General features: G+C 74.0%; 21 protein-coding genes. 11 read left to right on the top strand and 10 right to left on the bottom strand.

Going from position 1 to position 25987, the window contains the following annotated elements:
* Nucleotides 1-428 precede the first annotated feature (428 nt).
* Both AB0E02_RS37100 and ptsP read left to right on the top strand, forming a co-directional pair.
* Nucleotides 429-878: a PTS glucose transporter subunit IIA gene (locus AB0E02_RS37100; RefSeq protein WP_310728930.1), complete on the top strand. Its 450-nt coding sequence runs from the start codon at nucleotides 429-431 to the stop codon at nucleotides 876-878.
* A gap of 80 nt (nucleotides 879-958) precedes the next feature.
* Nucleotides 959-2629 (top strand): phosphoenolpyruvate--protein phosphotransferase, encoded by a 1671-nt coding sequence (gene ptsP, locus AB0E02_RS37105; protein WP_362148451.1) that lies wholly within the window; start codon nucleotides 959-961, stop codon nucleotides 2627-2629.
* 94 nt (nucleotides 2630-2723) lie between these two features.
* Here ptsP and AB0E02_RS37110 read toward each other — a convergent pair whose 3' ends face one another.
* Complete coding sequence (locus tag AB0E02_RS37110) at nucleotides 2724-3707, bottom strand: hypothetical protein (protein ID WP_362148454.1); 984 nt, start codon at nucleotides 3705-3707, stop codon at nucleotides 2724-2726.
* Between the two features lie 165 nt (nucleotides 3708-3872).
* Nucleotides 3873-5891, bottom strand: a complete 2019-nt coding sequence (locus AB0E02_RS37115) for an acetoacetate--CoA ligase (RefSeq protein WP_362148457.1) — start codon at nucleotides 5889-5891, stop codon at nucleotides 3873-3875.
* Between the two features lie 310 nt (nucleotides 5892-6201).
* On the opposite strand from AB0E02_RS37115, the gene AB0E02_RS37120 reads away from it, so the two are divergent.
* Both AB0E02_RS37120 and AB0E02_RS37125 read left to right on the top strand, forming a co-directional pair.
* Complete coding sequence (locus AB0E02_RS37120; protein ID WP_362148460.1) at nucleotides 6202-8625, top strand: glycoside hydrolase family 31 protein; 2424 nt, start codon at nucleotides 6202-6204, stop codon at nucleotides 8623-8625.
* 84 nt (nucleotides 8626-8709) lie between these two features.
* The gene (locus AB0E02_RS37125; protein WP_362148463.1) at nucleotides 8710-9573 is read left to right on the top strand and encodes a M15 family metallopeptidase; all 864 of its coding nucleotides are present in this window, start codon (nucleotides 8710-8712) and stop codon (nucleotides 9571-9573) included.
* Nucleotides 9574-9603: 30 nt separating this feature from the next.
* On the opposite strand, the gene AB0E02_RS37130 is transcribed toward AB0E02_RS37125, so the two are convergent.
* Nucleotides 9604-10605 carry an NUDIX domain-containing protein gene (locus AB0E02_RS37130; protein ID WP_362148467.1) on the bottom strand — a complete coding sequence of 334 codons (1002 nt, stop codon included), beginning with the start codon at nucleotides 10603-10605 and terminating at the stop codon, nucleotides 9604-9606.
* 264 nt (nucleotides 10606-10869) lie between these two features.
* Between AB0E02_RS37130 and AB0E02_RS37135 the strand changes: the two genes are divergently transcribed.
* From AB0E02_RS37135 to glpK, 3 genes are all read left to right on the top strand, one after another.
* Nucleotides 10870-12576 carry a GGDEF domain-containing protein gene (locus tag AB0E02_RS37135; protein WP_362148470.1) on the top strand — a complete coding sequence of 569 codons (1707 nt, stop codon included), beginning with the start codon at nucleotides 10870-10872 and terminating at the stop codon, nucleotides 12574-12576.
* 226 nt (nucleotides 12577-12802) lie between these two features.
* A complete protein-coding gene (locus tag AB0E02_RS37140; RefSeq protein WP_362148473.1) occupies nucleotides 12803-13570 on the top strand; it encodes an MIP/aquaporin family protein in 768 nt (255 codons plus the stop codon).
* A 76-nt stretch (nucleotides 13571-13646) separates the two neighbouring features.
* Complete coding sequence (gene glpK, locus AB0E02_RS37145) at nucleotides 13647-15176, top strand: glycerol kinase GlpK (RefSeq protein ID WP_362148475.1); 1530 nt, start codon at nucleotides 13647-13649, stop codon at nucleotides 15174-15176.
* Between the two features lie 73 nt (nucleotides 15177-15249).
* Here the strand turns inward: glpK and AB0E02_RS37150 are convergent, their stop codons facing one another.
* The 3 genes from AB0E02_RS37150 to AB0E02_RS37160 form a co-directional block, all read right to left on the bottom strand.
* Nucleotides 15250-15861, bottom strand: a complete 612-nt coding sequence (locus AB0E02_RS37150) for an ATP/GTP-binding protein (protein ID WP_362148478.1) — start codon at nucleotides 15859-15861, stop codon at nucleotides 15250-15252.
* Nucleotides 15862-16024: 163 nt separating this feature from the next.
* Nucleotides 16025-16636, bottom strand: coding sequence for a TetR/AcrR family transcriptional regulator (locus AB0E02_RS37155; RefSeq protein WP_362148481.1), 612 nt, complete (start codon nucleotides 16634-16636; stop codon nucleotides 16025-16027).
* 60 nt (nucleotides 16637-16696) lie between these two features.
* Nucleotides 16697-17578: an alpha/beta hydrolase gene (locus AB0E02_RS37160; protein ID WP_362148484.1), complete on the bottom strand. Its 882-nt coding sequence runs from the start codon at nucleotides 17576-17578 to the stop codon at nucleotides 16697-16699.
* A 185-nt stretch (nucleotides 17579-17763) separates the two neighbouring features.
* Here AB0E02_RS37160 and AB0E02_RS37165 point away from each other — a divergent pair, with 185 nt between their 5' ends.
* Together AB0E02_RS37165 and AB0E02_RS37170 are read left to right on the top strand one after the other, a co-directional pair.
* Nucleotides 17764-18585 (top strand): PP2C family protein-serine/threonine phosphatase, encoded by an 822-nt coding sequence (locus AB0E02_RS37165; protein WP_362148487.1) that lies wholly within the window; start codon nucleotides 17764-17766, stop codon nucleotides 18583-18585.
* Nucleotides 18586-18639: 54 nt separating this feature from the next.
* Complete coding sequence (locus AB0E02_RS37170; RefSeq protein WP_362148502.1) at nucleotides 18640-19638, top strand: MASE1 domain-containing protein; 999 nt, start codon at nucleotides 18640-18642, stop codon at nucleotides 19636-19638.
* 12 nt (nucleotides 19639-19650) lie between these two features.
* On the opposite strand, the gene AB0E02_RS37175 is transcribed toward AB0E02_RS37170, so the two are convergent.
* The 3 genes from AB0E02_RS37175 to AB0E02_RS37185 are packed head-to-tail and all read right to left on the bottom strand — an operon-like array spanning nucleotide 19651 to nucleotide 23409.
* Nucleotides 19651-20064 carry a DUF742 domain-containing protein gene (locus AB0E02_RS37175; RefSeq protein ID WP_362148490.1) on the bottom strand — a complete coding sequence of 138 codons (414 nt, stop codon included), beginning with the start codon at nucleotides 20062-20064 and terminating at the stop codon, nucleotides 19651-19653.
* A gap of 19 nt (nucleotides 20065-20083) precedes the next feature.
* On the bottom strand, nucleotides 20084-20524 hold the full coding sequence (locus AB0E02_RS37180; protein WP_030813977.1) for a roadblock/LC7 domain-containing protein: 441 nt from the start codon (nucleotides 20522-20524) through the stop codon (nucleotides 20084-20086).
* Nucleotides 20521-23409, bottom strand: a complete 2889-nt coding sequence (locus AB0E02_RS37185) for a nitrate- and nitrite sensing domain-containing protein (protein WP_362148493.1) — start codon at nucleotides 23407-23409, stop codon at nucleotides 20521-20523. Before AB0E02_RS37185 ends, AB0E02_RS37180 begins: the two co-directional genes overlap by 4 nt.
* Before the next feature lie 371 nt (nucleotides 23410-23780).
* Here AB0E02_RS37185 and AB0E02_RS37190 point away from each other — a divergent pair, with 371 nt between their 5' ends.
* Entirely contained in the window at nucleotides 23781-24155 is a 375-nt protein-coding gene (locus tag AB0E02_RS37190) for a hypothetical protein (RefSeq protein WP_030813981.1), read from the top strand.
* A gap of 225 nt (nucleotides 24156-24380) precedes the next feature.
* On the opposite strand, the gene AB0E02_RS37195 is transcribed toward AB0E02_RS37190, so the two are convergent.
* Nucleotides 24381-24710 carry a bifunctional 3-phenylpropionate/cinnamic acid dioxygenase ferredoxin subunit gene (locus AB0E02_RS37195; protein WP_362148497.1) on the bottom strand — a complete coding sequence of 110 codons (330 nt, stop codon included), beginning with the start codon at nucleotides 24708-24710 and terminating at the stop codon, nucleotides 24381-24383.
* Nucleotides 24711-24869: 159 nt separating this feature from the next.
* Between AB0E02_RS37195 and AB0E02_RS37200 the strand changes: the two genes are divergently transcribed.
* Nucleotides 24870-25676, top strand: a complete 807-nt coding sequence (locus tag AB0E02_RS37200; RefSeq protein WP_362148500.1) for an IclR family transcriptional regulator — start codon at nucleotides 24870-24872, stop codon at nucleotides 25674-25676.
* The last annotated feature ends 311 nt before the right edge of the window (nucleotides 25677-25987 follow it).

Raw genomic sequence — 25987 nt, forward strand, 5'->3', positions numbered from 1 at the left:
TCTGGCGTTGACTTTTGGCACGCTGTTGAGTTCTCAAGGAACGGACGCTTCCTTTGGACTCCCTCTCGGGCTTCCTCCGGGCGCTTCCCTTCGGTGTTTCACACTCTATCAGGCCTTTTCGGGCTTTCGAACCGCCGCTTTTCTGCAGGCATGCAGAAGCGCGCAATTCTTGAGTCGCGATCAAGACGCTGAGGAGTGCCGCCCACCTCGGCCGGGCCGTAGTTGATTGCGGCTGGCTGTCCGGGGCAGGTCTCAGACAGTACAGCTCTGCTGTGGGCGAGGCAAATCGATTCAGCGGGACTCGCGGGGTGCAACCGGCCTCTGTCATGCGGAAGCGTCGATTCTTATGACTTACGCTCTGAACGGTGCGCCGTCCAGGACAGGTAGTGACGGCGGCCTGATGAATCTCCACCCCTGGGAGGCTTCCCATGACCACCGTGACGTCCCCGCTCGCAGGACGCGCCATCGGACTCGCGGCAGTGCCCGACCCGGTGTTCTCCGGAGCGATGGTGGGACCCGGTACCGCCATCGACCCCGTCCGTGAGCCGTCCGCCGCCGTCTCCCCCGTGGACGGTGTTGTCGTGTCGCTGCACCCGCACGCGTTTGTCGTCGTGGACCCCGAGGGCCACGGCGTGCTCACGCACCTCGGTATCGACACCGTTCAGCTCAATGGCGAGGGCTTCGAGCTGCTCGTGAACAAGGGTGACAACGTGACCCGCGGTCAGGAGATCGTGCGCTGGGACCCCGCCGCGGTCGAGGAGGCCGGCAAGTCCCCGGTGTGCCCGGTCGTCGCGCTGGAGGCCACCGCCGACGCGCTCGGTGAGGTGCGCGAGGACGGCGATGTGAAGGCCGGCGACCAGCTCTTCTCCTGGCGGTAGGCCGGGCGCCGTCGCGGACGGCGGGTACGACATTCATCGCGACGGCGCGGGCCGTCGCATCACAACCGGAGACGGGTGCAATGGAGACAACGCTGCGGGGCGTCGGGGTGAGCCACGGTGTGGCCATTGGCGAGGTGCGGCACATGGGTACGGCGGTGCTGGAGCCGCCGGCCAAGCAGATCCCGGCGGAGGAGGCGGAGCGCGAACAGGGGCGCGCCCGCCAGGCCGTCGAGGCGGTGGCCGCCGACCTGATAGCGCGCGGGAACCTGGCCGGTGGTGAGGCGCAGGCCGTGCTGGAGGCCCAGGCGCTGATGGCGCAGGACCCGGAGCTGATGGCGGACGTCGAGCGGCGGGTCGCCGTGGGCAGCACCGCCGAGCGTGCGGTCTACGACGCGTTCGCGGCCTACCGGGCGCTGCTGGCCGGTGCCGGGGAGTACCTCGCGGGGCGGGTCGCAGACCTTGATGATGTGCGCAATCGGATCGTGGCGCGGCTGCTGGGCGTGCCGATGCCGGGTGTGCCGGACAGCGATGAGCCGTATGTGCTGATCGCGCGGGACCTGGCGCCGGCCGACACCGCGCTGCTGGACCCGTCGCTGGTGCTCGGTTTCGTGACCGAGGAGGGCGGGCCGACCAGTCACAGTGCGATTCTCGCGCGGGCGCTGGGGGTGCCGGCCGTGGTCGCGCTGCCGGGTGCGGGTGAGCTGGTCGAGGGCACGGTGATCGCCGTCGACGGCAGCACCGGGGAGATCTTCGTGGAGCCGAGCCCTGCGCGGCGGGCGGAGCTGGAGCGGGCCGCGGCGGAGCGGAAGGCGGCGCTGGCCGCGTCGTCCGGTCCGGGCGCCACCTCCGACGGGCACAAGGTGCCGCTGCTGGCGAACGTCGGTGGCCCGGGTGATGTGGATGCCGCGGTCGAGGCCGGTGCGGAGGGCGTGGGGCTCTTCCGTACGGAGTTCCTGTTCCTCGACGACAGCAAGCAGGCGCCGTCCGAGGAGAAGCAGGTCGAGGCGTACCGGAAGGTGCTGGAGGCCTTCCCGGAGGGGCGCGTGGTCGTGCGCGTGCTGGATGCCGGTGCCGACAAGCCGCTGGACTTCCTGACGCCGGCCGACGAGCCGAACCCGGCGCTGGGTGTGCGGGGTCTGCGCACCCTGCTCGACCACCCCGAGGTGCTGCGGACGCAGCTCTCCGCGCTGGCGAAGGCCGCCGAGGGGCTGCCGGTCTACCTTGAGGTCATGGCGCCGATGGTGGCGGACCGGACCGACGCCAAGGCGTTCGCGGATGCCTGCCGTGCGGCGGGGCTGCGGGCGAAGTTCGGGGCGATGGTGGAGATTCCCTCGGCGGCTCTGCGGGCGCGGTCGATCCTGCAGGAGGTGGAGTTCCTTTCGCTGGGGACCAACGACCTGGCGCAGTACACCTTCGCGGCGGACCGTCAGGTGGGCGCGGTGTCGCGGCTGCAGGATCCGTGGCAGCCGGCGCTGCTGGATCTGGTGGCGCTGTCGGCCGAGGCCGCGAAGGCCGAGGGCAAGAGCTGTGGTGTCTGTGGTGAGGCGGCCTCGGATCCGCTGCTGGCGTGTGTGCTGACGGGGCTCGGTGTCACCAGCCTTTCGATGGGTGCGGCGTCGCTTCCTTATGTGCGGGCGACGCTGGCCAAGCACACGCTGGCGCAGTGCGAGCGTGCGGCGGCCGCGGCGCGTGCGGCGGACACCGCCGAGGACGCGCGGGCGGCCGCGCAGGCGGTGCTCTCCGGGGAGTGAGGCCGGGCGGCGCGTGGCGCCGCACGGGCCTGACGGCCGTCCCGCCTTTGTGGCGGGGCGGCCGTTCTTTTGTGTCCCGGTGTCCGGTGACCGGTCAGGGGTGGCAGGGGTGGTCGGGCGGGGGTGTCACGGGCAGGCCGGAGGCGTAGCTGACGCCTGGTTCGGGTGGGACGGGCTCGCCGCTGTCGGCGTCGGTGCAGTAGGCGGTGAAGACCTCGCCGGCGCTGAGGGCGTGCGGCCAGGCGTCGCGCAGGGACCAGCCGCGGACCGTGTCGCGGGGTGTGTCGCGGGAGGTGCCGCGGATCGGGTGGGCGGCCGGGTCGCCGTGGGTGTCATCGGCCGGGTCGGACGCGGTGTCGTCGGGGTCGGGTGTGCTGCGGGAGACGATGCCGCCGGGGGTGCGCAGGGCGAGGCCGGCGGCGAGGACCGTGCAGAAGACCAGGGCTTCGTGTTCGTCGAGCTGGGGGCGGGCGCCGGGGCGGCAGCCGGCGTGCAGGACGGCGAGCAGGGGTGGATCGCCGGCGGCGATGGAGCAGACGAGGTGGTGGGTGCCGTCGCCGAGGGCGTCGAGGAGGCCTTGGACGGCCTGGCCGGCGCGGGTGAAGGCGGCGTGGGCGAGGTCGGCGCCGCAGGTCTCGCAGCGGCCGGCGCGGGTGAGCAGTGCGGTGGCGTGGTCCCAATTCGCCTGGCGGTCGGCCTCGGCGGCGAGTAACGGGAGGAGCTGGGTCAGCGGCTCGCCGTCGTAGATGACGGTGGCGCCGGTGCGGGCCACTTCGGCGGTGTAGCGGCTGCGGCTGTCGGGCCGGTCGGGGTCCAGGGAGCGGTCGGCGCAGTACTGCGCGTAGGCGGCCGGGTCGAAGAGGCCGACGGTGGTGAGGACACCCTGGGCGGCGAGGGTGCGCAGCAGGGTCTCCATCTGGCGGAGGTAGCCGGCGTGGTCGTCGAACGGGAAGCTGGCGTACCGGCGCATGGCGGTGAAGTCGCGCGCGTCGGCGAGGACGGCGGCGGCGCTGGGCATTTCGCGGCGCAGGCCGCGGCGGGCGGCGGCCGGGTCGGTGGGCCGGGATGTGGTGGTCATGGTTCCCCCTCGGTGGTGTCGGTTGCGGAGCGGTCGCCGGGCCGGGCGGGTGCACGGCCCGGCGTTCACTCGTCACCGAGAGTAATCGGGGGGTCTGACAACGGCGTCCGGCGCCGGGCCCGGGTGCGGGTCGGCGGTTCCGGAGCCGGCGGCGGCCCGGGGGTGTTACTGGGCGCGGTCGCGGGCCACCTGCTCGTAGAAGTGGAGGAGTTCGAGGTTGTCGACCGAGCCGAGGTTGACGGCCTTGTCGAGCGGGGTGCCCTGGAGGAGGCGTTTGACGGGGACCTCGATGCGCTTGCCGGTGAGGGTGTGCGGGACGCCGGGGGCCTCGATGATGTCGTCGGGGACGTGGCGCGGGGAGAGCTGTTCGCGGATGGTGCGCTTGATGCGGTCGCGGAGCGCGTCGTCGAGGGTGGCGCCCGGGGCGAGGTGGACGAAGAGCGGCATCCAGTAGCCGCCGTCGGGGAGTTCCAGGCCGATGACGAGGGATTCGCGGATCTCGGGGAGGCGTTCGACGGCTTCGTAGATGTCGGCGGAGCCCATCCGGACGCCCTGGCGGTTGAGGGTGGAGTCGGAGCGTCCGTGGATGATGACGCTGCCGCGGGAGGTGACGGTGATCCAGTCGCCGTGCCGCCAGACGCCGGGGTACATGTCGAAGTAGCTGTCGTGGTAGCGGGTGCCGTCGGGGTCGTTCCAGAAGCGGGTGGGCATGGACGGCATGGGGTTGGTGACGACGAGTTCGCCGACCTCGTCGATGACGGGCTTGCCCTGCGGGTCCCAGGCCTGCAGGTCGGTGCCGAGGCAGGGGGCCTGGAGTTCGCCGATGTGGACCGGGAGGGTGGGGACGGCGCCGGCGAAGCAGCTGCAGACGTCGGTGCCGCCGCTGACGGAGGCGGTCCACAGGTCGGCGCCGCTCTCCGCGAAGGAGTCGTGCAGCCAGCGGAAGCCGTCCGGGGGGAGCGGGGAGCCGGTGGTGGCGACGCAGGTGACGGCGGAGAGGTCGAGGTCGCGGGCGGGGTGGATGCCGGCCTTGCGGCAGGCCATGACGTATGCGGCGGAGGTGCCGAAGACGGTGGCGCGGGTGGCCTCGGCGACGCGCCACTGGGCGGCGATGTCGGGGTGTCCGGGGCTGCCGTCGTAGAGGACGATCGTGGAGCCGACCAGGAGGCCGGCGACGAGGAAGTTCCACATCATCCAGCCGGTGGAGGTGTACCAGAAGAACCGGTCGTCGGGGCCGAGGTCGCAGTGCAGGCCGGTCTGCTTGAGGTGTTCGAGGAGGATGCCGCCCTGGGACTGGACGATGGCCTTGGGCAGGCCGGTGGTGCCGGAGGAGTACAGCACCCAGAGGGGGTGGTCGAAGGGGAGCTGTTCGTAGACCGGTTCGGTGTCGTTTCCGGTCAGGTCCGACCAGTTGAGGGCACCTTCGGGGGCGGGGGTGCCGAGCAGGGGGATGTGGACGACGGCGCGCAGGGTGGGGAGTTCGGCGCGGAGTTCGGTGACGGTGTCGCGGCGGTCGTGTTCCTTGCCGCCGTAGCGGTAGCCGTCGACGGTGAACAGGACGACCGGTTCGATCTGCTGGAAGCGGTCCAGGACGCTGCGGGCGCCGAAGTCGGGGGCGCAGGACGTCCAGACGCCGCCGACCGCGGCGGTGGCGAGCAGGGCGACGACGGCCTGCGGGACGTTGGGGAGGTAGCCGCTGACGCGGTCGCCGGGGCGGACGCCGAGGCGGCGGAGTTCGGCGGCCAGCGAGCCGACCTGGGCGCGCAGCTGCCGCCAGGTGACGGGGGTCGGTTCGTGGGTCTCGTCGACGTACAGCAGCGCGGGGGTGTCGGCGCGGGCCGGGTCCTCGCCGGCGCGCAGGGCGTGTTCGGCGTAGTTGAGGGTGGCGCCGGGGAACCAGCGGGCGCCGGGCATCGCGCGGTCGGCGAGCACGGTCTCGTAGGGCGTGGCGAAGCGGACGTCGAACCAGGCGGCGACGGCGCGCCAGAAGGCGGGGAGGTCCTCGACGGACCAGCGGTGCAGGTCGGCGTAGCTCGTGGCGGGGTCGCCCGGGGTGGGGGCGGGGGCGCCGTGGTGGGCGGCGGCCCAGGTGTGGAAGCGGGTGACCTGTGCGCCGGCGATCCGGTCCGGGCCGGGCTGCCAGAGGGGTTCCGGCCGGTGTGCGGAGTGCGGTGCGGTGGTCATGTGGCGGCTCCCGGGTGGTACGCGGCGTATGCGCCGGGCGCGCACCATGGTGGGGGTCTCCCGGCCTGACGTGTGCGCGTGACACGGCTTGTCTGGACGATGCCATGTGATCGTCTTGTGCACCAGGGCGGACCGCCCATATTCGGGGGGTGGGGAATGTGGTGGGCCTACGTGGCCCGGGCGGCGCGGGCGGATTCCGGCCACCGGCCGCCCGGGCCCGGGCCTCGGCGTGGCCGAGCGTGACCCCGTGCAGGTGAACGGCAGTTGAACGATGCCCGCCCGCCCGGGCGGCAATGGCAGGCTGACCGGCATGGACGGGCGTGATCTGGTGCGATCGGTACGGGTGGTCAGGGCGGTCGGGCCGGCGCAGGGGCTCCGCTCCGTGCGCGCGGCGTGGCGGGCGCGGCGGGCGGATGCGGTGGCGTTGCCGGCGCGTGCGCCGGAGCGGGCGCGGGTGCCGGGGGCGGCCACGGGGGCGGAGCCGCAGCCGGGCGGCGGGGTGATCCACTTTGCGCGGTCGTCGCTGCGGGTGCGGGTGGCGACCGGTGGTGCGGTGTTCTGCGGCTGGGGCGGTGCCGGGCCGGAGCCGTCCTACGCGCTGGCCGGGGCGTGTCCCGAGGTGGACGCGCGGGCGGTGCTGGAGCCCGATACGGAGGGCGGCTGGCGGGTGGTGTCCGAGCGGGTGCTGGTCGCGGTGTCCCGGCACGGTGCGGTGGAGGTGCGCACGCCGGGCGGGGCGGTGCTGCGGCGGGAGCTGCCGCCGCGCTGGTGGGACCGTACGGCGGGGCCGGACGGGGCGGGTGAGCGGGGCGGGGGGCCGGAGGGCGGCGACGGGTCGCGGTGGGTGCAGCGGTCCGAGGTGGCGGCCGATGCGCGGTTCTTCGGGCTGGGCGGCCGGGCACACGGGCCGCGGCTGCGGGACGGCTCCTACCGGTTGTGGAACACCGATCCGGGCGGCGCGTTCGTGCCGGGGGACGATCCGCTGTCGCTGACGATGCCGGTGCAGTTGGTGGTGGCGGACGCCGGAACACATCTGGTTTTTCACGACAATTCGTGGGACGGCCGGGTGCTGCTGCGCGAGGGTGCGGAGGGCGCCGGTTCCGGGCACGACCGGCCGGGCACGTGTGAGCTGCGGATGGACGGCGGACCGCTGCGCTACTGGGTGCTGGCCGGCACGCCGGCCCGGGTGCTGCAGATGTGGACGGCGCTGACGGGTGCGCCCGCGCTGCCGCCCCGGTGGGCGCTGGGGTACCAGCACGCCCGGTGGGGGTTCGGCGGCCAGGACGAGGTGCGCCGGATCGTGGCCGGCTACAAGGAGCGGGAGCTTCCGCTGACGGCCGTCCATCTGGACATCGACCACTTCGACCGGCACCGGGGCTTCACCGTGGACCGTGCGCGCTATCCCGATCTGCCGGGCCTGGCACGGGAGTTGCGGGCCGACGGGGTGCGGCTGGTGTCGATCGTGGACCCGGCGGTGAAGGCGGAGCCGGGGGACGCGGTCTACGAGGGCGGGGCGGCGGCCGATGCCTTCGTACGGGACGCGCGGGGGCGGGAGGTGCGCGGGGTGGTGTGGCCGGGTGAGTCGGTGTACCCGGATTTCACCGACGCGCGGGTGCGCAAGTGGTGGGGTGCGCTGTACGCGGAGCGGCTGGCGGAGGGGTTCTCCGGGTTCTGGCACGACATGAACGAGCCGGTGTCGTTCGCGCCCTTCGGGGAGCAGACGCTGCCGCGTTCGGCCCGGCACGCGCTGGAGGGCCGGGGCGGGGACCACCGGGAGGCGCACAACGTCTACGGGCTGGCGATGGCCCGGGCGGGGTTCGAGGGGCTGTGTGAACTGCGGCCGGACGAGCGGCCGTTCCTGTTCTCGCGGGCCGGCTGGGCGGGGCTCCAGAGGTACGGCGGCACCTGGTCGGGGGATGTCGCGACGGGGTGGGAGGGGCTGCGGGCCTCGCTGTCGCTCGTCCTGGGGCTGGGGCTGTGCGGGGTGCCGTACAGCGGTCCGGACGTCGGCGGGTTCTCCGGGGTGCCGTCGCCGGAGCTGTATGTGCGCTGGTTCCAACTGGGCGCATTCCTCCCGCTGTTCCGGACGCATTCGGCGGTGTGGGCGGGCCGCCGGGAGCCGTGGGAGTTCGGCATAGCCGCGCTCGACCACGCCCGCGCGGCGCTGCGGGAGCGGCAGCGGCTGCTGCCGTACTTCGTGACGCTGGGTCAGTTGGCGCGGCTGGCGGGGGCACCGTATGTGCGCCCGGTGTGGTGGAGTTCGCCGCGGGACCGGGCGCTGCGGGACTGCGGGGACGCGTTCCTGCTGGGGGACGCGCTGCTGGTGGCGCCGGTGCTGCAGGCGGGGGTGACCCGGCGGGCGGTGCGGCTGCCGCGCGGACGGTGGTACGACACGGCGACCGGTCGGGCCTACGAGGGGCCCGGGCAGGTGTGGGTGGACGCGCCGCTGTCGCGGATCCCGGTGCTGGCGCGGGCGGGGGCGGTGCTTCCGGTGGCGGACGGGGACGGGGGGACGGAGCTGGAGGTGTGGGCGCCGGTGGCCGGCCGGGAGGGCGGCGGGCTGGTGGTTCCGGACGCCGGGGACGGCTGGCAACGGCCGACGGTGGAGCGCTTCGTGACGCGGCGGGAGGCGGACGGCCGGGTGGCCGTGGAGCGGCGGGACGGGGGCGCGGTGGGCTATCGGGTACGGGTGCGGGGGCTGGCGGAGGAGGTGCCGGCGGGGGCGGACGGGTGACTCGGGAGGGCGGACCGCGCCCCGGGCCCGCGGGCCGGTGATCGGGGTCTTCCGCCGGGCCGCCGCGCCTGATAGACGGGGGCCATGCCGAGACCGATACTCGCTGCCGCGCTGCGCGGCGCCGCCACCGTCGCCGCTGCCGCCGCCCTGCTGGCCGTCACCGCGCTCTCCCCCGCCACGGCGGCCCCGGCCGCCCGGCCCGCCCCGCCGTCGACGCCGGCCCACGACCCCAGGGCACCCGCGGAGTTCGTCGCCCTGCGGGACGTCGATCCCACCATCCTCCAGGAGATGCGCTACGCCACCCCGCACAACTTCATGGGCGTCCCGGTGACCGGCTATCGGGCGCCGATCTGCCTGCTGACCCGGGACGCGGCGCGGGCACTGCACCGGGCGCAGCGCGCGTTCCTGCGCCGCGGCTACTCCCTCAAGGTGTACGACTGCTACCGGCCGCAGCGCGCCGTGAACCACTTCGTGGCGTGGGCGGAGGACCTCGGGGACCAGCGGATGAAGGGCGAGTTCTATCCGCGGGTCGACAAGTCGACGCTGTTCCGGGACGGCTACATCGCCGAGAAGTCCGGGCACAGCCGGGGCAGTACCGTCGATCTGACGCTGGTGCGGCTGCCCGCGCTGCCGACCCGCCCGTATGTGCCGGGTGAGCCGCTCGCGCCCTGTTACGGGCCGCGGGAGGCCCGCTTCCCGGACAACTCGCTGGACATGGGGACCGGGTTCGACTGCTTCGACACCCTGGCGCACACCCTCGACCCGCGGATCGCGGGCGTGCAGCGGGCGAACCGGCTGCTGTTCAAGGACGGCCTGGAGCGGGCGGGGTTCGTCAACTATGCGGCGGAGTGGTGGCATTACACCTTCACCCCGGAGACGTTCCCGGACACCTACTTCGACTTCCCGGTGTCCCGCCGGTCGCTGACCGGGCACCGGCCGCGCGGCTGACCTGGCGGGACGTGCCCGGGCGGGGTGTGGTCAGGAACCGTCCCGGTCCGGGCGCAGCAACGCCGGGTGCAGCAGGGCGGCGTCGCCCGCCCGGTAGAGGCGGGCCCGCGGCCCGCCGCGGGCTCCCCCGCGGGCCGCGGTGGTTCCGGTGGGCTCGACGAAGCCGGGGACGGAGAGCACCTTGCGGTGGAAGTTGCCGGCGTGCAGCGGGCTGCCCCAGACGGATTCGTAGACGCCGCGGAGTTCGGCGATGGTGAATTCCGCGCCGAGGAAGGCGGTGGCCAGCGGGGTGTACTCGATCTTGGCGCGGGCGCGGTCCAGGCCGTCGGCGACGATCCGGGCGTGGTCGAAGGCGAGCGGCAGCGGGGCCGGTGCGTCCGGGCCCGGCGCGGCGACGTCCGGGGTCCGGGGCACGGAATCACCCCCGTCGATCCCGTGCCCCGGACCCTGCTCTGAGGGACGCGGGCGGGCCGCGTCCGGTTCGCCGGAGGTCCCTGCCGTACGGTCCCGGTCGCCGGCCGCGCTCCTCCGGGGCGGCGTCCGGTCCGTACGGCCGTCCTGGCGCGCGGCGAGGGCGAGCCGGGAGACCGGGATCCAGGCCGCGGCGGTCGCGTCGCCGCCGCCGCGGGCCTCGGGGAGGTCGGGGGCGAAGGCGAGGTAGGCGACGGTGACGACCGGCATCCGCGGGTCGCGGGCCGGTTCGCCGTACGAGCCGAGCTGTTCGAGGTGGACGCGTTCCAGGTGGGCGGCGTCCAGGCCGGTTTCCTCGGCGAGTTCGCGGGCCGCGGCGGCGTCGAGGGACTCCTGGCCGGCGCGGACGAAACCGCCGGGCAGGGCCCAGGCGCCACGGAAGGGGCGGCCGCCGCGTTCGACCAGCAGGACGTGCAGCGCGCCGCCGCGCAGGGTGAGCGCGACGATGTCGACGGTCACGGCGATCGCGGGGAAGTCCCGGGGGTCGTAGGCGGCGAGGAAGGCGCTGTCGTCGCCGCGGTCGGCGCCAACTTCCTTGGCGGGCCGTCCCTTTCCGGTCATGACCGTCACCTCCCCGGCGGTTGTTCTCACCCTGAGTCTTTCTCGGGGCGAGAACAACATAGCAATCGGGATGTGGCACGGTCCAGTCCGTTCTTCTCGTCCGGGCCGGCCGGGTCCCCCAAAGGCGCGGTCGGCCGGCGTATCGCGCCCGGTCGAACGCGGTGTGTGCGTTGCGGGGGCAGCCGTCCGTAAGCTCCGGAAGGATGCGTGAACAGTGCGTTAATCACACATCGTAGCGGTCCGTCACGGGGCATGCTGCTGCCCGTGCCTGCGTGGACGGACCAGCTTCGCTTCGCCTTCCAGCCCGTGGTGAACCTCTCGACCGGTTCGGTCGCGGCGATGGAGATACTCGCCCGCCCCGAGCCGGGCGCGGCCGACGTCCTGACGTCCGCGCGGCGCTGTCCGGACCTGGACGCCGAACTGGCCGCGCTCGCGGTCCGGGCGGCGTCGCACCAGGAGACCTTGCTGCCGCTGCACGTCAACGTCTTCGCCGGCACGGTCGCCGAGCTGCCCCGGCTGACGTCGCTGACCAAGGCCGTGCACGAGGTGGGCCGGCGCCCGTGGGAGGTCACCCTGGACATCGGCGGGCCGTTCCTGCACGTCCCGGGGGCGGCGCTGCTGGAGTCGGTGGCGGGCCTGCGGGACGAGGGCTTCCGGATCTGTGCGGACGGGGTCGGCGACGGCGATCTGCCGCTGCGGCTGCTCGGCGCGCTCGCACCGGACCTGGTGAAGCTCGACCGGTCGCTGTGCGTGGGGCTCGACGCCGACCAGGGCCGGCAGGCGGTGGTGGCCGCGATGCGGGAGCTGTGCGAGCGGACCGGCGGGCTGCTGGCCATCGAGGGGGTGGAGACCGAGCGGCAGTACGCGGCGGTCCGGGACGCCGGGGTGCAGCTGGCGCAGGGCCATCTGTTCGCCCCGCCGGCGCGGCGGCCGGCCACCGACGTGTACCTGCCGCCGTCGGTGTCCCCGGTGGTGAGCGGGCCGGCCGCGGCGACGTACCGTCCGCCGTCCGGGCCGCCGGTGGCGCAGTTCCTGCAGCCGGCCGCGCTGTTGCCGATGACGGCGTCGGCGGGCGCGGTGCGCAGCCATCTCACGGGTTTTCCCGAGGTGTCGGGGGTGCTGCTGGTGGACACCGACGGGGTGCCGGTCCGGGCGATCGACCGGGACCGGTTCCTGCTGTCGCTGTCCGGGCGGTACGGGCATGCGCTGTACGCGGACCGGCCGGCGCTGCGGCTGGCGGACCGGCCGCGGACGGTCGGTGCGGACGCCACCGCCTGGCAGGTGCTCGACGTGATCGCGGAGGGCGACCGGGCGCGTACCGGGGACGACGTGGCGGTGGTGGACGAGCGGGGCCGGTGCATGGGCGTGGTGCATCTCGCCGACATCCTGCGGGCGTTGGCGGAGAGCCGGGTGGAGGAGGCGGCCCGGCTCAATCCGCTGACCCGGCTGCCCGGTTCGGACGAGGTCAACGCGGAGGTGGACCGGCGGATCGCCGAAGGGCGGGCGTTCGCGCTGAGCTGGCTGGACGTGGACGGATTCAAGCAGGTCAACGACGGTGCGGGGTTCGCGGCGGGCGATGAGCTGATCCGCTCGGTGGGGCGGACGCTGGCCGGGGTCGCGGCGGACGAGCCGTCCTGCCGGGTGGGCCACATCGGCGGTGACGACTTCCTGGTGCTGGCCGAACCGGACGGGCTGGAGCCGTTCGCGGCCGCGCTGCTGGACGTGGCCTGGGAGGCGGGCGGCCGGCCGGTGACGCTGTCGCTGGCGACGGTGGTGTGCCCGCCGGGCAGCGTCGGCGGCCACCACGAGGCCGCGGCGGCGCTCGCCCCGCTGAAGAAGGAGGCCAAGGCGCTGCCGGGGGCGAGCTGGGTGGTGGGCCGGCCGGGTTCGGCGGGTACGGAGGTGCGCCGGGGGGCGGTGGCCCGGGTGCCGGATCCGGCCGGGCCACAGGGGCTGCGGGCGCGGGGCTGACGGCGGCCGGCCGGCCCGGGAAGGGCCGCCCTCCGCGGTCAACGGCCGCCGCTGCGGGCGACCTTGACGCTCCCTCAGCCCGGGTGAACACTTCCCCGTGCCATGTCGGCGGCGCCGCACTCCGGCGCCCCGGCCGGGTGGCAGCGGCTGCCCGCTGCCCGCCGGTGGCACGCACCCGACCGCGGAGGACCGGGGGACGTCCCCGGGCCAGGGACAAGGAGCCGCCATGTATACCAATGGGGACATCGTCGTCGGTGAAGTGATCGGTACCGCGATCCTGATTCTCTTCGGCGCGGGGGTGTGCGCCGCGGTCACCCTGCACCACTCCAAGGCACGTGGCGCCGGCTGGGTCGTGATCGCCTTCGGCTGGGGCCTGGGCGTGCTGGCCGGGGCGTACACCGCGGCGCCGCTGTCCGGCGGGCACCTCAATCCGGCGGTCACGGTCGGCTCGGCGGTCGCGGGCGGCACGCCGTGGTCGAAGGTGCCGGTGTACGTGCTGGCGCAGGTGGTGGGCGCGGCGATCGGTGCGGTGCTGGCCTGGGCGCTGTACTACGCCCAGTTCGCCGCGAACGCCGAGGAGGGCAAGGCGCAGCCGACGCTGGGGGTCTTCTCCACCGCCCCGGAGATCCGCAAGCCGGTGGCAAACCTCGTCACCGAGGTCATCGCCACCGTCGGGCTGGTCCTGCCGCTGCTGTTCTTCGGCGAGAACAAGGGCATCGGGATCGGCCAGGTGCCGGGCGAGCGGGCCGGGGTGTACGGCTCGGGCATCAACGTGCTGCTGGTCGCGCTGCTGGTGGTCGGGATCGGGCTGTCGCTGGGCGGGCCGACCGGTTACGCGATCAATCCGGCCCGGGACCTCGGTCCGCGGGTGGTGCACGCCCTGCTGCCGATCCCCAACAAGGGGTCGTCGGACTGGGGTTACGCCTGGATACCGGTGGCCGGGCCGCTGATCGGCGCGGTGCTCTCCGGACTGGTCCACCAGGCGGCATTCTGACCGGTGCGGCCGCACGAAGGCGGGCGCACCACGGGTGCGACCCGGGTACCCACTCGGAGCCAGGAGGCCTGACGGCATGAACCAGCACACCGAGAAGTACGTCGCCGCGATCGATCAGGGCACCACGTCGAGCCGCTGCATCATCTTCGACCACGACGGGTCGATCGTCGCCGTGGACCAGCGCGAGCACCGGCAGATCTTCCCCCGGCCCGGCTGGGTGGAGCACGACGCGACGGAGATCTGGACGAAGGTGCAGGCCGTGGTGGCGGGTGCGCTCACCAAGGCGGGGCTGCGCGCCGACCAGCTCAGCGCGCTGGGGATCACCAACCAGCGGGAGACCACCGTGCTGTGGGACCGGGCCACCGGCCGGCCGGTGCACCACGCGATCGTCTGGCAGGACACCCGGACCTCGCAGCTGTGCGCGGAACTGGGCGGCGCGGACGGCCAGGACCGGTTCCGCGAGGCCACCGGTCTGCCGCTGGCGAGCTACTTCTCCGGGCCGAAGGCGGCCTGGCTGCTGGACGAGGTGCCGGGCCTGCGGGCGCGTGCCGAGCGCGGCGAGATCGCGTTCGGCACCATCGACTCCTGGCTGATCTGGAACCTGACCGGCGGCATCGACGGCGGGGTGCACGTCACGGACGTGACCAACGCGGGCCGCACGATGCTGATGAACCTCGCGACCCTGCAGTGGGATCCGGCGATCCTCTCGGCGATGAACGTGCCCGCCGCGATGCTGCCGGAGATCCGCTCGTCGGCGGAGGTGTACGGCTCCGCGGTGGGCCAGCTCCAGGGGGTGCCGGTGGCGTCCGCGCTGGGCGACCAGCAGGCGGCGGTCTTCGGGCAGACCTGTTACGGCGTCGGCGAGGCCAAGAACACCTACGGCACCGGTTCGTTCCTGCTGCTGAACACCGGCAACCGCCCGGTGGCGTCGAAGAGCGGGCTGCTGACGACCATGGGTTACCAGCTGGGCGGTGAGGACCCGGTCTACTGCCTGGAGGGCTCCATCGCCATCACGGGTGCGCTGGTGCAGTGGTTCCGCGACCAGCTCGGCATCATCTCCTCGGCCGAGGAGATCGAGCAGCTGGCGGCGAGCGTCCCGGACAACGGCGGGGCGTACATCGTGCCGGCGTTCTCCGGTCTCTTCGCGCCGTACTGGCGCTCCGACGCCCGCGGGGTGATCACGGGTCTGACCGGTTACGTCACCAAGGCGCATCTGGCCCGCGCCGTTCTGGAGGCGACCAGCTGGCAGACCCGGGAGGTGGTGGACGCGATGTTCCAGGACTCCGGGGTGCGGATCACGCAGCTGAAGGTGGACGGCGGGATGACCGCCAACAAGCTGCTGATGCAGCATCAGGCGGACGTGCTGGGCGTCCCGGTGATCCGGCCGGTGATCTCGGAGACCACCTGTCTGGGCGCGGCCTACGCGGCGGGGCTGGCCACCGGTGTCTGGCAGGACCTGGACGAGCTGCGCAGCCACTGGAAGCGCGACACCGAGTGGGTGCCGCGGATGGACGGTGCGGTCCGGGACCGCGAGTACGCCAACTGGCGGCGGGCGGTGGAGCGGAGCTTCGGCTGGCTGACCGAGGACGGCTCGGCGGCTTCGTAGCGGCGGGCGGCGGACGTACGGCCCGGGCTCCGGACGGCGGGGTGCGGGCCGTACCCGTGCGGGTGCCTGCCGGTCAGGGCAGTGCGGGCTCCCGGCGCCGGCCGCCGGTCCGCATCGCGTGCTCGACGACGGCGATCAGCACGTCCCTGGCCGAGTCCCGCTCCCGGGCGTCACAGAGCATCACCGGCACCTCGGGGTCGAGGTCCAGGGCGTCGCGGACCGCCTCGGGCGGGTAGCGGTCGGCGCCGTCGAAGCAGTTCACGGCCACGGTGAAGGCCAGTCCGCGGCGCTCGAAGTAGTCGATCGCGGCGAAGCTGTCGGCGAGCCGACGGGTGTCGGCGAGGACCACCGCGCCCAGCGCACCGCGGGCCAGCTCGTCCCAGAGGAACCAGAAGCGGTCCTGTCCGGGGGTGCCGAAGAGGTAGAGGACCAGTTGGTCGTTGACGGTGATCCGCCCGAAGTCCATGGCGACGGTGGTGGTGCTCTTGGCCTCCACCCCCTGGAGGTCGTCGACCGGGCGGCCCGCCTCGGTCAGCCGCTCCTCGGTGCGCAGCGGTTTGATCTCGCTGACGGCGCCCACCAGTGTGGTCTTGCCGACCCCGAAGCCGCCGGCCACCAGGATCTTGAGCGTCACCGGGTCGGCGGCGACGGTCTGCTGACGACGGTCCGAACGCCCGAAGACCATGGGTACCTTCTCCTGTATTGCCGGGTGTGCGGGTGGTGCTCACGTCTGTGCCCCCGGGCGTGGTGGGGAGCGGGCAGCAGGCGCACAGGCACCGTACAACGTGCTCGGCGCGCCGCCCACTTGAGATCCGTCACGCTTGGGACACGGGCGCGGGGGCGGCCGTTCAGCGCGGGGCGAGGGTCTGGGGCCGGTCGAGGAGGCCCAGCAGGCTCACATGGCCGGCCTCGATGAAGGCGCAGAGCTCCTCCTCGGTGCCGTGCTCCGCCATCTGCCAGGTGATGGCGGCCTCTTCGGCGAAGGCCATCCAGGCGCGGGTGGCGACCTCCAGCCGCGGGTCCTGGGGCAGGCCGAGCCGCCGCTGCCCGTCGCGGACCCGGCGGGCGACCGTGGCGCGGGTTTCGTCGACGAGGTCGGCGACCGCGGGGTGGCTGCCCGCCGCGCCGCGTACCAGGGCGAGGTACACCTGACGGTGTTCCAGGACGTAGGCCACGAAACCGGCGATGAAGGCGCGCATCCAGGCGACCGGTTCCAGGCCGGCGGCCGGTTCGGTCGCGGCGGTGAAGCGGTCGCAGGCGGCGCGGACCACGGCGCGGTAGAAGTCGCGCTTGGAGTCGAAGTAGTGGAAGAGCAGCCCGCGGGAGATGCCGGCGCGCCGGGCGACCTCGTCGGTGGACAGTTCGTCCAGGGTCCGGTCGGCGAGCATCTCCAGCCCGATGCCGACCAGTTGCTCCCGGCGCTGGTCGGGGGTGAGTCGGGTGCCTCGCTTGCCGGACATGCCCGCAGTGTACGGCGGTGCCGGGCCGGGTCCGGGCGGCCGTGGCGGCCCGGCCGGGCGTCAGGCGTGCCGGGCGAGGTGGTCGAGGATCGGGGGCGTGACGAGCCCGGGGACCTCTTCGGGGAGCCAGTGGCTGGCGCCCTCCAGGACCTCGAAGCGGTACGGGCCGTCCACCCACTCCCCCGTCGACGCGGCCGCGCCCCGGCCCAGGGCAACGTCCTCGCTGCCCCACAGGAAGAGGGTGGGCACCGCGATCCGGCCGGCCGGCACCGAGATGACGGACTCGGGGGCGCGGTACCAGTTGAGGGTGGCGGTGAGGGCGCCCGGTGCCGAGAGCCGGCGGAGGTTGTCGTCGACCAGCGCCTCGGGGATTTTGCCGCCGTAGACGGCGCGCAGCCGGGCCGCGTCGTCGGCGAGCAGGGCCGCCTCGGCGGCGCCGTCGGCACGGCGGAAGAAGCGGACGTAGTCGAGGCGGTGATGCTGTGTGGGGTCCTCGGCGGCGGCCCGGTTGAGGGCCTCCGGGTGCGGGGTGGCCAGCACGCTCAGGGACTTCAGCCGCTCGGGGTGGGCGCCGGCCAGCGCCCAGGCGACCATGCCGCCCCAGTCGTGGGAGACCAGGTGGAAGCGGCCGGCGCCCTGGGAGTCGGCGAAGGCGAGGGCGTCGGCGACGAGTTCGGGGACGGCGTAGTCCGCGATCCGGGGCGGGCGGGCGCCGGGGGCGTAGCCGCGCTGGTCGACGGCGACGGCCCGGTAGCCGGCCGCGCCGAGGGCGGGCAGCACCTCGCTCCAGGAGTCGGCGAACTCCGGCCAGCCGTGCAGCAGCAGGACGAGGTCCCCGTCGGCGGGCCCGCAGGCCAGGGCGTCATGGGTGTGCGGCCCGACCTGGATCTCCAGGCGCTCGAAGTCGGAGGGGGCCGGGGCCGGGGTGGCGTCGGTGGGCATGGTGGTGCCTCTCGTCCGGTGGCGGCCGGCTGCGGTGACGGCGGAGCACGGCCGCGGTGACAACGGAACAACTGATCTCCGAGCCTAGCCCGCTGTTGACCATTGCTCAACAAGGCTCGGCGGTGCCCGGACGGCCGGGCGTAGGGTGAGAGCAGACGCGAGCCGCATGCGGAGCGGAGTGCGCGATGAACCGACGCCGCGGCACCGGACCGTCGCCCGAGGAACTGCTGGGGCTCCTCGGCCGGCTCACCGGCCAGGTCATGGAACGGATCAAGCTCCAGCAGGCACGGGTGGCACTCGCCGTGGAACTGCAGCGGCACATGCTCCCGCCGGAGCTCCCGGGCCTTCCGGGGCTGACCACCGCGGCCCGCTACGTCCCCGCGCAGACCGGGCTGGACATCGGCGGGGACTGGTACGACGCCTTCGCCCTGCCGGACGGCTCACTCGGCTTCGTCATCGGCGACGTCCAGGGCCACGACGTGGAGGCCGCCGCCTTCATGGGCCAGGTCCGCACCGGCCTGCGCGCCGTCGCGGGCGCCACCACCGACCCCGGCGACGTCCTGGAGAGGGCCAACAACCTGTTGCTGTCGATGAGCTCCGACCTCCTCGCGACCTGCACCTTCCTGCGGTTCGAGCCGACGTGCGGCGAGCTCGCCGGCGCCCGGGCCGGGCATCTGCCGGCGGTCTGGGGCACCGCCGCCGGCACCGAGGTGCTCACCGACCCGGGCGGGCTGCCGCTGGGGGTCTTCCCCGACCAGCGCTACCCCGTCACCCGCCGCCGGCTGGACCGGGCCGGGGCGTTCGTCCTGCTCACCGACGGGGTGGTGGAGGGGCCGAGCTACCCGATCGAGCAGGGGCTGGCCCGGGTGGCCGGCATCGTCGGGGCGGCGTACGAGGCCGCGGCCGACGACCTGGCCGGCCAGGTGGTCGCGGTCGCCGATCTGACCGGGCACACCGACGACGCCGCCGTACTGGTGCTCCGTCACGACGGCGGTCCCTACGGGTAGGCGGGCGCGGTGGACGGGCAGGCGCCGAGCGGACCCGGCAGCGCGGCCGGGCGGATGCTCGCGGCCACGGCGGGGCACCGGGCGCTCGCCGTGCAGATCCTGTGCACCGCCGGTGTCTACTACGGCAGTGCCCGGCTCGGTCTGCTGCAGGAACTGGTCCGCGGGCAGGTCACCCCGCTGTGGCCGCCGACCGGGATCGCCCTGACCGCGCTGCTGCTGTTCGGGCCGCGGGTGTGGCCGGGCATCGCCCTGGGCGCGTTCCTGGTCAATGTGTCGCTGGGGCCGTCGTTCCTCGTCGTGTGCGCCATCGTGGCCGGCAACACGCTCGGCCCGCTGCTCTCCCACCGGCTGCTGCGCCGGGTGGACTTCCACACCCGGCTGGACCGGCTGCGCGACGCGGTGGCGCTGGTGGGCCTCGGCGCCCTGACCGGGATGCTGGTGAGCGCCACCGTCGGCAGCGGGGTCCTGGTCCTCTCCGGGGCGCTGACCGGCGCCGGCTTCTGGCCCGCCTGGGCGGTGTGGTGGACCGGGGACGCGATGGGGGTGCTGGTGGTCACGCCGGTGCTGCTGCTGTTGAGCACCGTCCGGTGGCCGCCCCGGGGCCGCTTCCGCCCCTACCGGTGGGCGGAGGGGGTGCTGCTCGGCGGCTGCACATTCGCCGTCACCGAGCTCGCCGTGAGCAGCCCGATGAACCTGCTCTTCCTCGTCTCGCCGTGCCTGATCTGGGCCGCGTTCCGCTTCGAGCGGGCCGGTGCGGCGCCGTGCGCGCTGCTGGTCTCGACGGTGGCGATCGTGGCCGCCGCCCAGCGCTCGGGACCGTTCGCGCACCACGACCTGTTCACGAACATGGTCACCCTGCAGGCCTTCAACGGGATCACCGCGCTGACCGCGCTGCTGCTCGCCGCGGTCGTCACCGAGCGGCACACCACCCACCGGCAGATCGAGCAGGTGGTCGCCCAGCTGACCGAAGCGCTCGCCCGGCTGGAGCCGGGCCGGGCCGGTGAGCAGTGGCCGCCGCCGCGCCGCACGGACCGGGGCGACGACGGCGGCTGACGTCCCGGCCGCTCACAGCGCCCGCAGACCGTCGATCACCTCGCGCAGCACCTGCTCGTCCGGCAGTTCGGCCGGCGGCACCGGCCGGCTGACCCGGACCAGGCCGGCGTCGAGCAGATCGCCGATCAGCACCCGGACGACACCGACCGGCAGGTCGAGCTCGGCCGCGAGTTCGGCGACCGACAGCGGCACGTCCCGGCACCGCTCGACGATCTCGACCTGCTCCGGGGACAGCGTCCGGTCCTCGGCCGTCTTTGCCGCACGGCTCTCGGCGATCACCTGCGCGATCAGGTCGAGGCGCCCCTCCGCGGCGGTCCGGGTGCGCCCGCGGGTCATGGCGTACGGCCGGACGACGGGGCCCGCTTCGTCGTCGAACCAGCGGGCCGCCTCCCGCTCGCGCGCCGCCCGGCCGCCCTGGTCGCTCATGGTGTCACCGTCGTCTGGCTCAGCTGGCCGGACCGGACCGGGGCGCGGTGCCCAGGTGCGTACCCACGCGCTTGACCAGCAGGGTCATCTCGTAGGCGATCAGCCCGACGTCGGAGTCCGCGTCGGCCAGCACGGCCAGGCAGCTGCCGTCGCCGGCCGCGCTGACGAACAGGAACGCCTCGTCCAGTTCGACCATGGTCTGCCGGACCCCTCCGGCGCCGAAGTGCCGGCCGACGCCCTTGGCCAGGCTGTGGAAGCCGGAGGCGACCGCGGCCAGGTGCTCGCCGTCCTCCCGCGTGAGGTCCTTCGAGGCGCCGGTGGCGAGCCCGTCGCTGGAGAGGACGAGTGCCTTGCGGATCGCGCCGACCCGCTCGACCAGGTCGTCCAGGAGCCAGTTCAGCTCGCCGGATCCCTTCGCCGAGCCCGGTGTGGTGAACGCTGCTGCCTGCGGTTCGGTCATGGACCGTCCCCTCCCGATGTGGTTCCTGGTGGTGCTGTGGTGCCCGGGGCGGTGCCGTCCTGCGTGGCGCCGTCCGGGGCATCCGGATCTGTGGTGTCCGCGGCGGCCGGTGGACCGCCGGGGTCGTGCGCGTCCGGGGGTGTGCCGTGCGCGCGGGTCTCGTCCTCCTCACCGTTGTGGCGGCGGCCGCGCTGCCAGCCGCGCTGGAGCGAGGCCATCCGGGCGCGCACCGCCTCGGCGTCGCGGTCGTCGTCCGCGGACGGCGTGGCCGGCCGCTCCGGGCCGGGCCGGCCGCCCCCGTCGGCCTTGAGCTGCGGGGCGAGGCTGGCCTGCCGCACCCGGCGGGGCAGCCCGGTGGACGTGGTGGCGGGGCCGGCCGCGGAGTCCTCGGGGGGTGGGGTGGCGGCGGGGCCGTCCGCGGGGACGTCCGCCGAGCCCTCGGCGGAGCCCCGGGCGGCGGGGCGCTCGTGCCGGTCCCGGCCCCGGTCACGGTGCCGGTCCCGGTCCCGGTCCTCGACCGTGTGCCCCTCGCGCTCCCGGTCCCGGTCCCCGGCCCGGTCCAGGTCACGGTCACGGTCCCCGTCCCGGTCGTCGACCGTTCGGCCGTGGTCGGAGACCAGCACCGGCGGGCGGTGGCGACGCGGCAGCGGGGCGAGCCCGCCGCCGGGCGCCTGGTCGCGGGTCTGCTGGTGCTGCTCGCCGTCGGGGACCGGCGGTACGGGGACGATGCCGGCGCGTGGTCCGCGGTCCCGGCCCCGGCGTGGGCCGCCGAACAGGGCGTCCTCGTCGTCGAGCGGGCCGAGCTCGTCCGGTCGCAGCGGCGGTTCCAGTTCGACCGGTCCGTCGACGACGCCCCTCGGGGGGAGCGGCACCGGCACCTGCGAGAGGGCGGCCAACTTCCCCGCCGCGTGGTCGAGTTCGTCGTCCACCGGCACGCCGGTCAGCGGTCCGGCGGCCGGCCCGCCGCCCTCCCGGCCGGCGCTCGCGTCGCCGGTCTCCGTGAGGATCGTGCCGGGGAGGAAGACCACGGCCGTGGTGCCGCCGTACGGCGAGGGCTGCAGGGTGACCCGTACGTCCTGGCGCTGGGCGAGCCGGCTGACCACGAACAGGCCGAGCCGGTCGGTGTCGGACAGCTCGAACTCGGGGGTCTCGGCCAGCCGGAGGTTGGCCTCCAGCAGCTGGTCGGGGGGCATGCCCAGACCGCGGTCGTGGATCTCCAGGGCGTAGCCGTTGGCGACCCGCTCACCGAGCACCTGGACGGCGGTGTGCGGCGGCGAGAAGACGGTGGCGTTCTCCAGGAGTTCGGCTATCAGGTGGGTGAGGTCGGAGACGGCCGGGCCGTCCACCGCGAGCCGGGGCAGCCGGCGCACCTCGATGCGCTCGTAGTCCTCCACCTCGGCGACCGCCGCGCGCACCACGTCCATCAGCTGGATCGGTTTGCGCCACTGCCGGGAGGGCGCCGCGCCGGAGAGGATGACCAGGCCCTCGGCGTGCCGCCGCATACGGGTGGTGAGGTGGTCGAGCCGGAAGAGGTCGGCGAGCTCGTCGGTGTCCTCGGTGCGCCGCTCCATGGCGTCCAGCAGCGTCAGCTGGCGGTGCAGCAGCACCTGGCTGCGGCGGGCGAGGTTGACGAACACCTCGGAGACCCCGCGGCGCATCTCGGCCTGTTTGACGGCGGCCTCGATGGCGGCCCGCTGGAGGGTGTGGAGCGCCTGTCCGACCTGACCGGTTTCGTCCGGGCCGAATTCGAGCCGGGGCGCCTCGGTCTCCACGTCGACCTGTTCCCCGGCGGCCAGCCGGCGCATGACGCTCGGCAGCCGTACGCCGGACACCTCGTGGGCGGTCTTGCGCAGCCGGGTCAGGTCCCGCACGTGCCGGCGCCCGATGCGGAAGGAGACGATGACCGAGACCAGCAGGGCGACGAAGCCGAGTACGCCGGCGGCGACGGCCTTGAGCACGATGCTGGTGGCGGCCGGCGCGACCCGCTCCTGGTAGCGGTCGCCGGCCTCCTTGCCCATCCTGGCGAGGTCGCCGAGCACCTTCTCGGCGGTGGTGTTCCAGCGTTCGGCGTTGACCGCGTCCGGCCCGCCCCGGTCGCCGGCGGCGATCACCCGGTCCTCGTAGGAGGTGAGTTCGCGGGCGGCGGCGGAGCGCCAGTAGTCCCCGTAGAGGCCGCGGTCCCGGGCGGGCAGCAGGGGCAGGTTGGTGCCGTAGAGGACCCGGCGCTCGGCGATCCGGTCGGACAGCTCGCGCACATCGCGCCGGCTCATGCTGCCGGAGGCCAGCACCGCGGACATCAGGGCGTCCTCGCGGGCCAGGGCCTCGCGGGCCCGGGTGACGTTCACCAGGGCGCGGCCCTGCTTGTCCATCTCGACGTTGTCCAGGGCGTGGACCGCGGCGAGGAAGTCGTAACCGGGGTCGACCAGGGCGTCGTAGGACTCCATCGCCTCGTCGCGGGTGACCGTGTTGTCCTCGACCTGGGTGCGCAGCGAGCGGAGCGAGGACAGGCCCTTGAGGAGGGTGTTCATCCGGTCGCCGACGCCGGCGTCGAGGTCCTCGCGGACGTCACGGCCGGCGGCGTCGGCGCGCAGCCGGGCGACCAGGTCGTCGGTGACCCGGGTCCGGGCGTGCAGTTCGCTCAGCGCGGTGGCGCCGCGGCGGTCGGCGAGGTAGAGCAGGCTCTGGCGGCGCTCGTGCTGCAGTGCCTGGATGACGTCCTCGACGGGGTAGCCCAGGTTCTTCACGACATTGCCGACGTCCAGCAGCTGGTTGGCCGAGCGGCCGGTGACGTAGGTGGTGACCGCCCACATCGTCGTCAGGGACACCAGCGGTACGAGCAGCAACGCCACGATCTTCCGGCGGACCGACTTCCCGCGAAAGCGCATGGCCTCCCCTACGTCAACCCCGGCGCACGGGGGTGGTGTTCCGTCAACAAACGGCGCGAGCCTACTACTGTCGGGGGACCAACCCGAAGGGCTCTCCTGGCCCCGGTGCCGAGGGCCGCGGCCGGGTCGTCCTGAGTTGTCCGCCGATTCCCGGACAACCCGCCCGTATTTGTGCGCCGCGAGCGCACACCGGCACCGGAGGGCATGGTGGGACGGTTGGCCGGTTTCGCTCTACCCCCGGGAACCCCGCGGTGCTTCCGTGCGTGCACCATGGGGGTGGACGGGTCCGGCGGCGGGGAATCTTCCGGTGAAACCCGGGCACTCGGCAAGGGGCGGACGCGCGGGGTGGATGCGGGGAGTGTGACGCGGTCATGGACACCGGCAGGGAGCCGTTGTGGCAGGAGGAGCCGGCGGTGCGGCCCCGGATGGCGGACCCGGTACGGACCGCCGCGGTGCGCGCCGTGATCATCGTGGCGATCACCCTGATCGGGGCCATGGTGGCGTTCCTGTGCACGCTGGCGGGGTCCTGGCTGGCGTTCCCCGCGGTGCTCGGTACGGTCGCCGGCACGGTGGTCGCCACCTGGGCGGTGCTGGACGTGTGGGTGACCCGGCAGGTCTGGGTGCAGCGGCACGGTGTGCAGTCGCAGCCGAGCAGTACGGCCCGGGAGCTGCGGCGCGAGCGGCGACAGGAGCGCCGCCGGCAACGGCGGGAGCGACCGGCGCCGGCGGACCGCGCGGCCGCCTGAGCGACCGCTGCGGCCCGCCCGGCAGGCGGGGCCGCCACACCACCGCTACGCCACCGCCCCTTCCCTGACCGCGGGCCGGACGTGAGCCATCCCGTCGACCGCTACGCCACCGCCTCCTCCCTCCTGACCGCAGGCCGGACGTGGACCATCCCGTCGATGACACCGACCTCGTGGGTACGTACCGGGCGGCGGGCCGGCAGGCAGGTCGGGGCCCTCACACCACCGCTACGCCACCGCCCCTTCCCTGACCGCAGGCCGCACGTGGACCATCCCGTCGATGACGCCGACCTCGTGGGTACGTACCGGGCGGCGGGCCGGCAGGCAGGTCGGGGCGCCGGTGCGCAGGTCGAACAGCGCGGCGTGCAGCGGGCATTCGACGAAGCAGCCCTCGACCCAGCCCTCGGAGAGCGAGGCGTCCTGGTGGCTGCAGGTGTCGTCGACGGCGTAGAAGCCGTCCTCGGTGTGGAAGACCGCGATGGCCGGGGTGTTCTCGTCGATCTCGATCCGTACGGACTCGCCCTGGGGCAGGTCCTCGATGCGGCAGACGGCAATCATCTGGCCCCCCTCGCGCTGATCGGTATCATGTGTTCTGAATAACGCATCGCAGAGCGCGATGCGCAACAGAATCCAAGGCGTGGAGCGGGCCGTCAAGGGCTTCCCGGAAGATGCCCTCGCACGGCCCCTCGGGGGCCACCGGGTGGTGAACGAAGACCCATGTCGAATACGAGCGGGACCTCGGACGACCGGTCCGAGGAGCGGCGCGGCGGGGCGGGTTCCGTCCAGTCCGTGGACCGTGCGGTGAGCGTGCTGGAGATCCTCGCCAGACTCGGCGAGGCCGGGGTGACCGAGATCTCCGCGGAGCTGGGCGTCCACAAGTCGACCGCCTTCCGGATCCTCGGCGTGCTGGAGGGCCGCGGACTGGTGGAGCAGGAGAAGGAGCGCGGCAAGTACTACCTCGGGTCCGGGGTGCTGCGGCTGGCCGGCGCCGCGGCGATCCGGCTGGACATCTCGCAGGAGGGCCAGCCGGTGTGCCGGGCACTGGCCGACGACACCGGGGAGACCGCCAACATCGCGGTCCTGGACGGTGACGCCGCGGTCAACATCATGCAGGCCAGGGGCGCGGCCGCGGTCACCGCGTACAACTGGCTGGGCCGGCGCACCCCGTTGCACGCCACCGCGAGCGGCAAGGTGCTGCTGGCGCATCTGCCGCCGGAGCGCCGGGAGAGCCTGGTGACCCGCAAGTTGCCGCGCTTCACCGCGCACACGCTCACCACCGCGGCCGCCCTGCGCGCGCAGCTGACGGCCGCGCTGGAGGACGGATTCGCCTGCACCGGCGAGGAGTTGGAGATCGGGCTGAACGCGGTCGCGGCACCGGTGCGGGCCCACGACGGCGCGGTGATCGGCGCGATCGGCGTCTCCGGCCCGGCGTACCGGATGGAACGCGGGCTCCTGCCGGAGCTGGCCGAACGGTCCGTGAAGGCGGCCGTCGAACTCTCCCGCCGGATGGGCTACACGGGGTAGCGGGGCTTCCCACGTACCCGTCTGCTGCGCCGCGGGGCGTCTCGTCGTTGCGCTTTGCGGCGCCCCGCACGTACCTGTCTGCTGCGCCGCGGGTGGTCTCGCCGTTGCGCGCTTTGCGGCGCCTCCCACGTACCCGTGTCTCCCGCCACGGGGCTCGCTCGCCGTTGCGCTTTGCGGCGCGCCGCATGTACTTGACTGTCCCGCCGCGGGGCTTGGTCGCCGTTGCGCCTGCGGCGGGCTGGGTGGGTGTTGGGTGCGGTGACGGGCCTGCGGGGCCGGTGTTTGGGACTGCTGTCGCTTTACGTCCCAAA

This window comes from Streptomyces sp. NPDC048196 (assembly GCF_040652715.1).
GTDB classification, from domain to species: Bacteria; Actinomycetota; Actinomycetes; order Streptomycetales; family Streptomycetaceae; genus Streptomyces; species Streptomyces siderophoricus.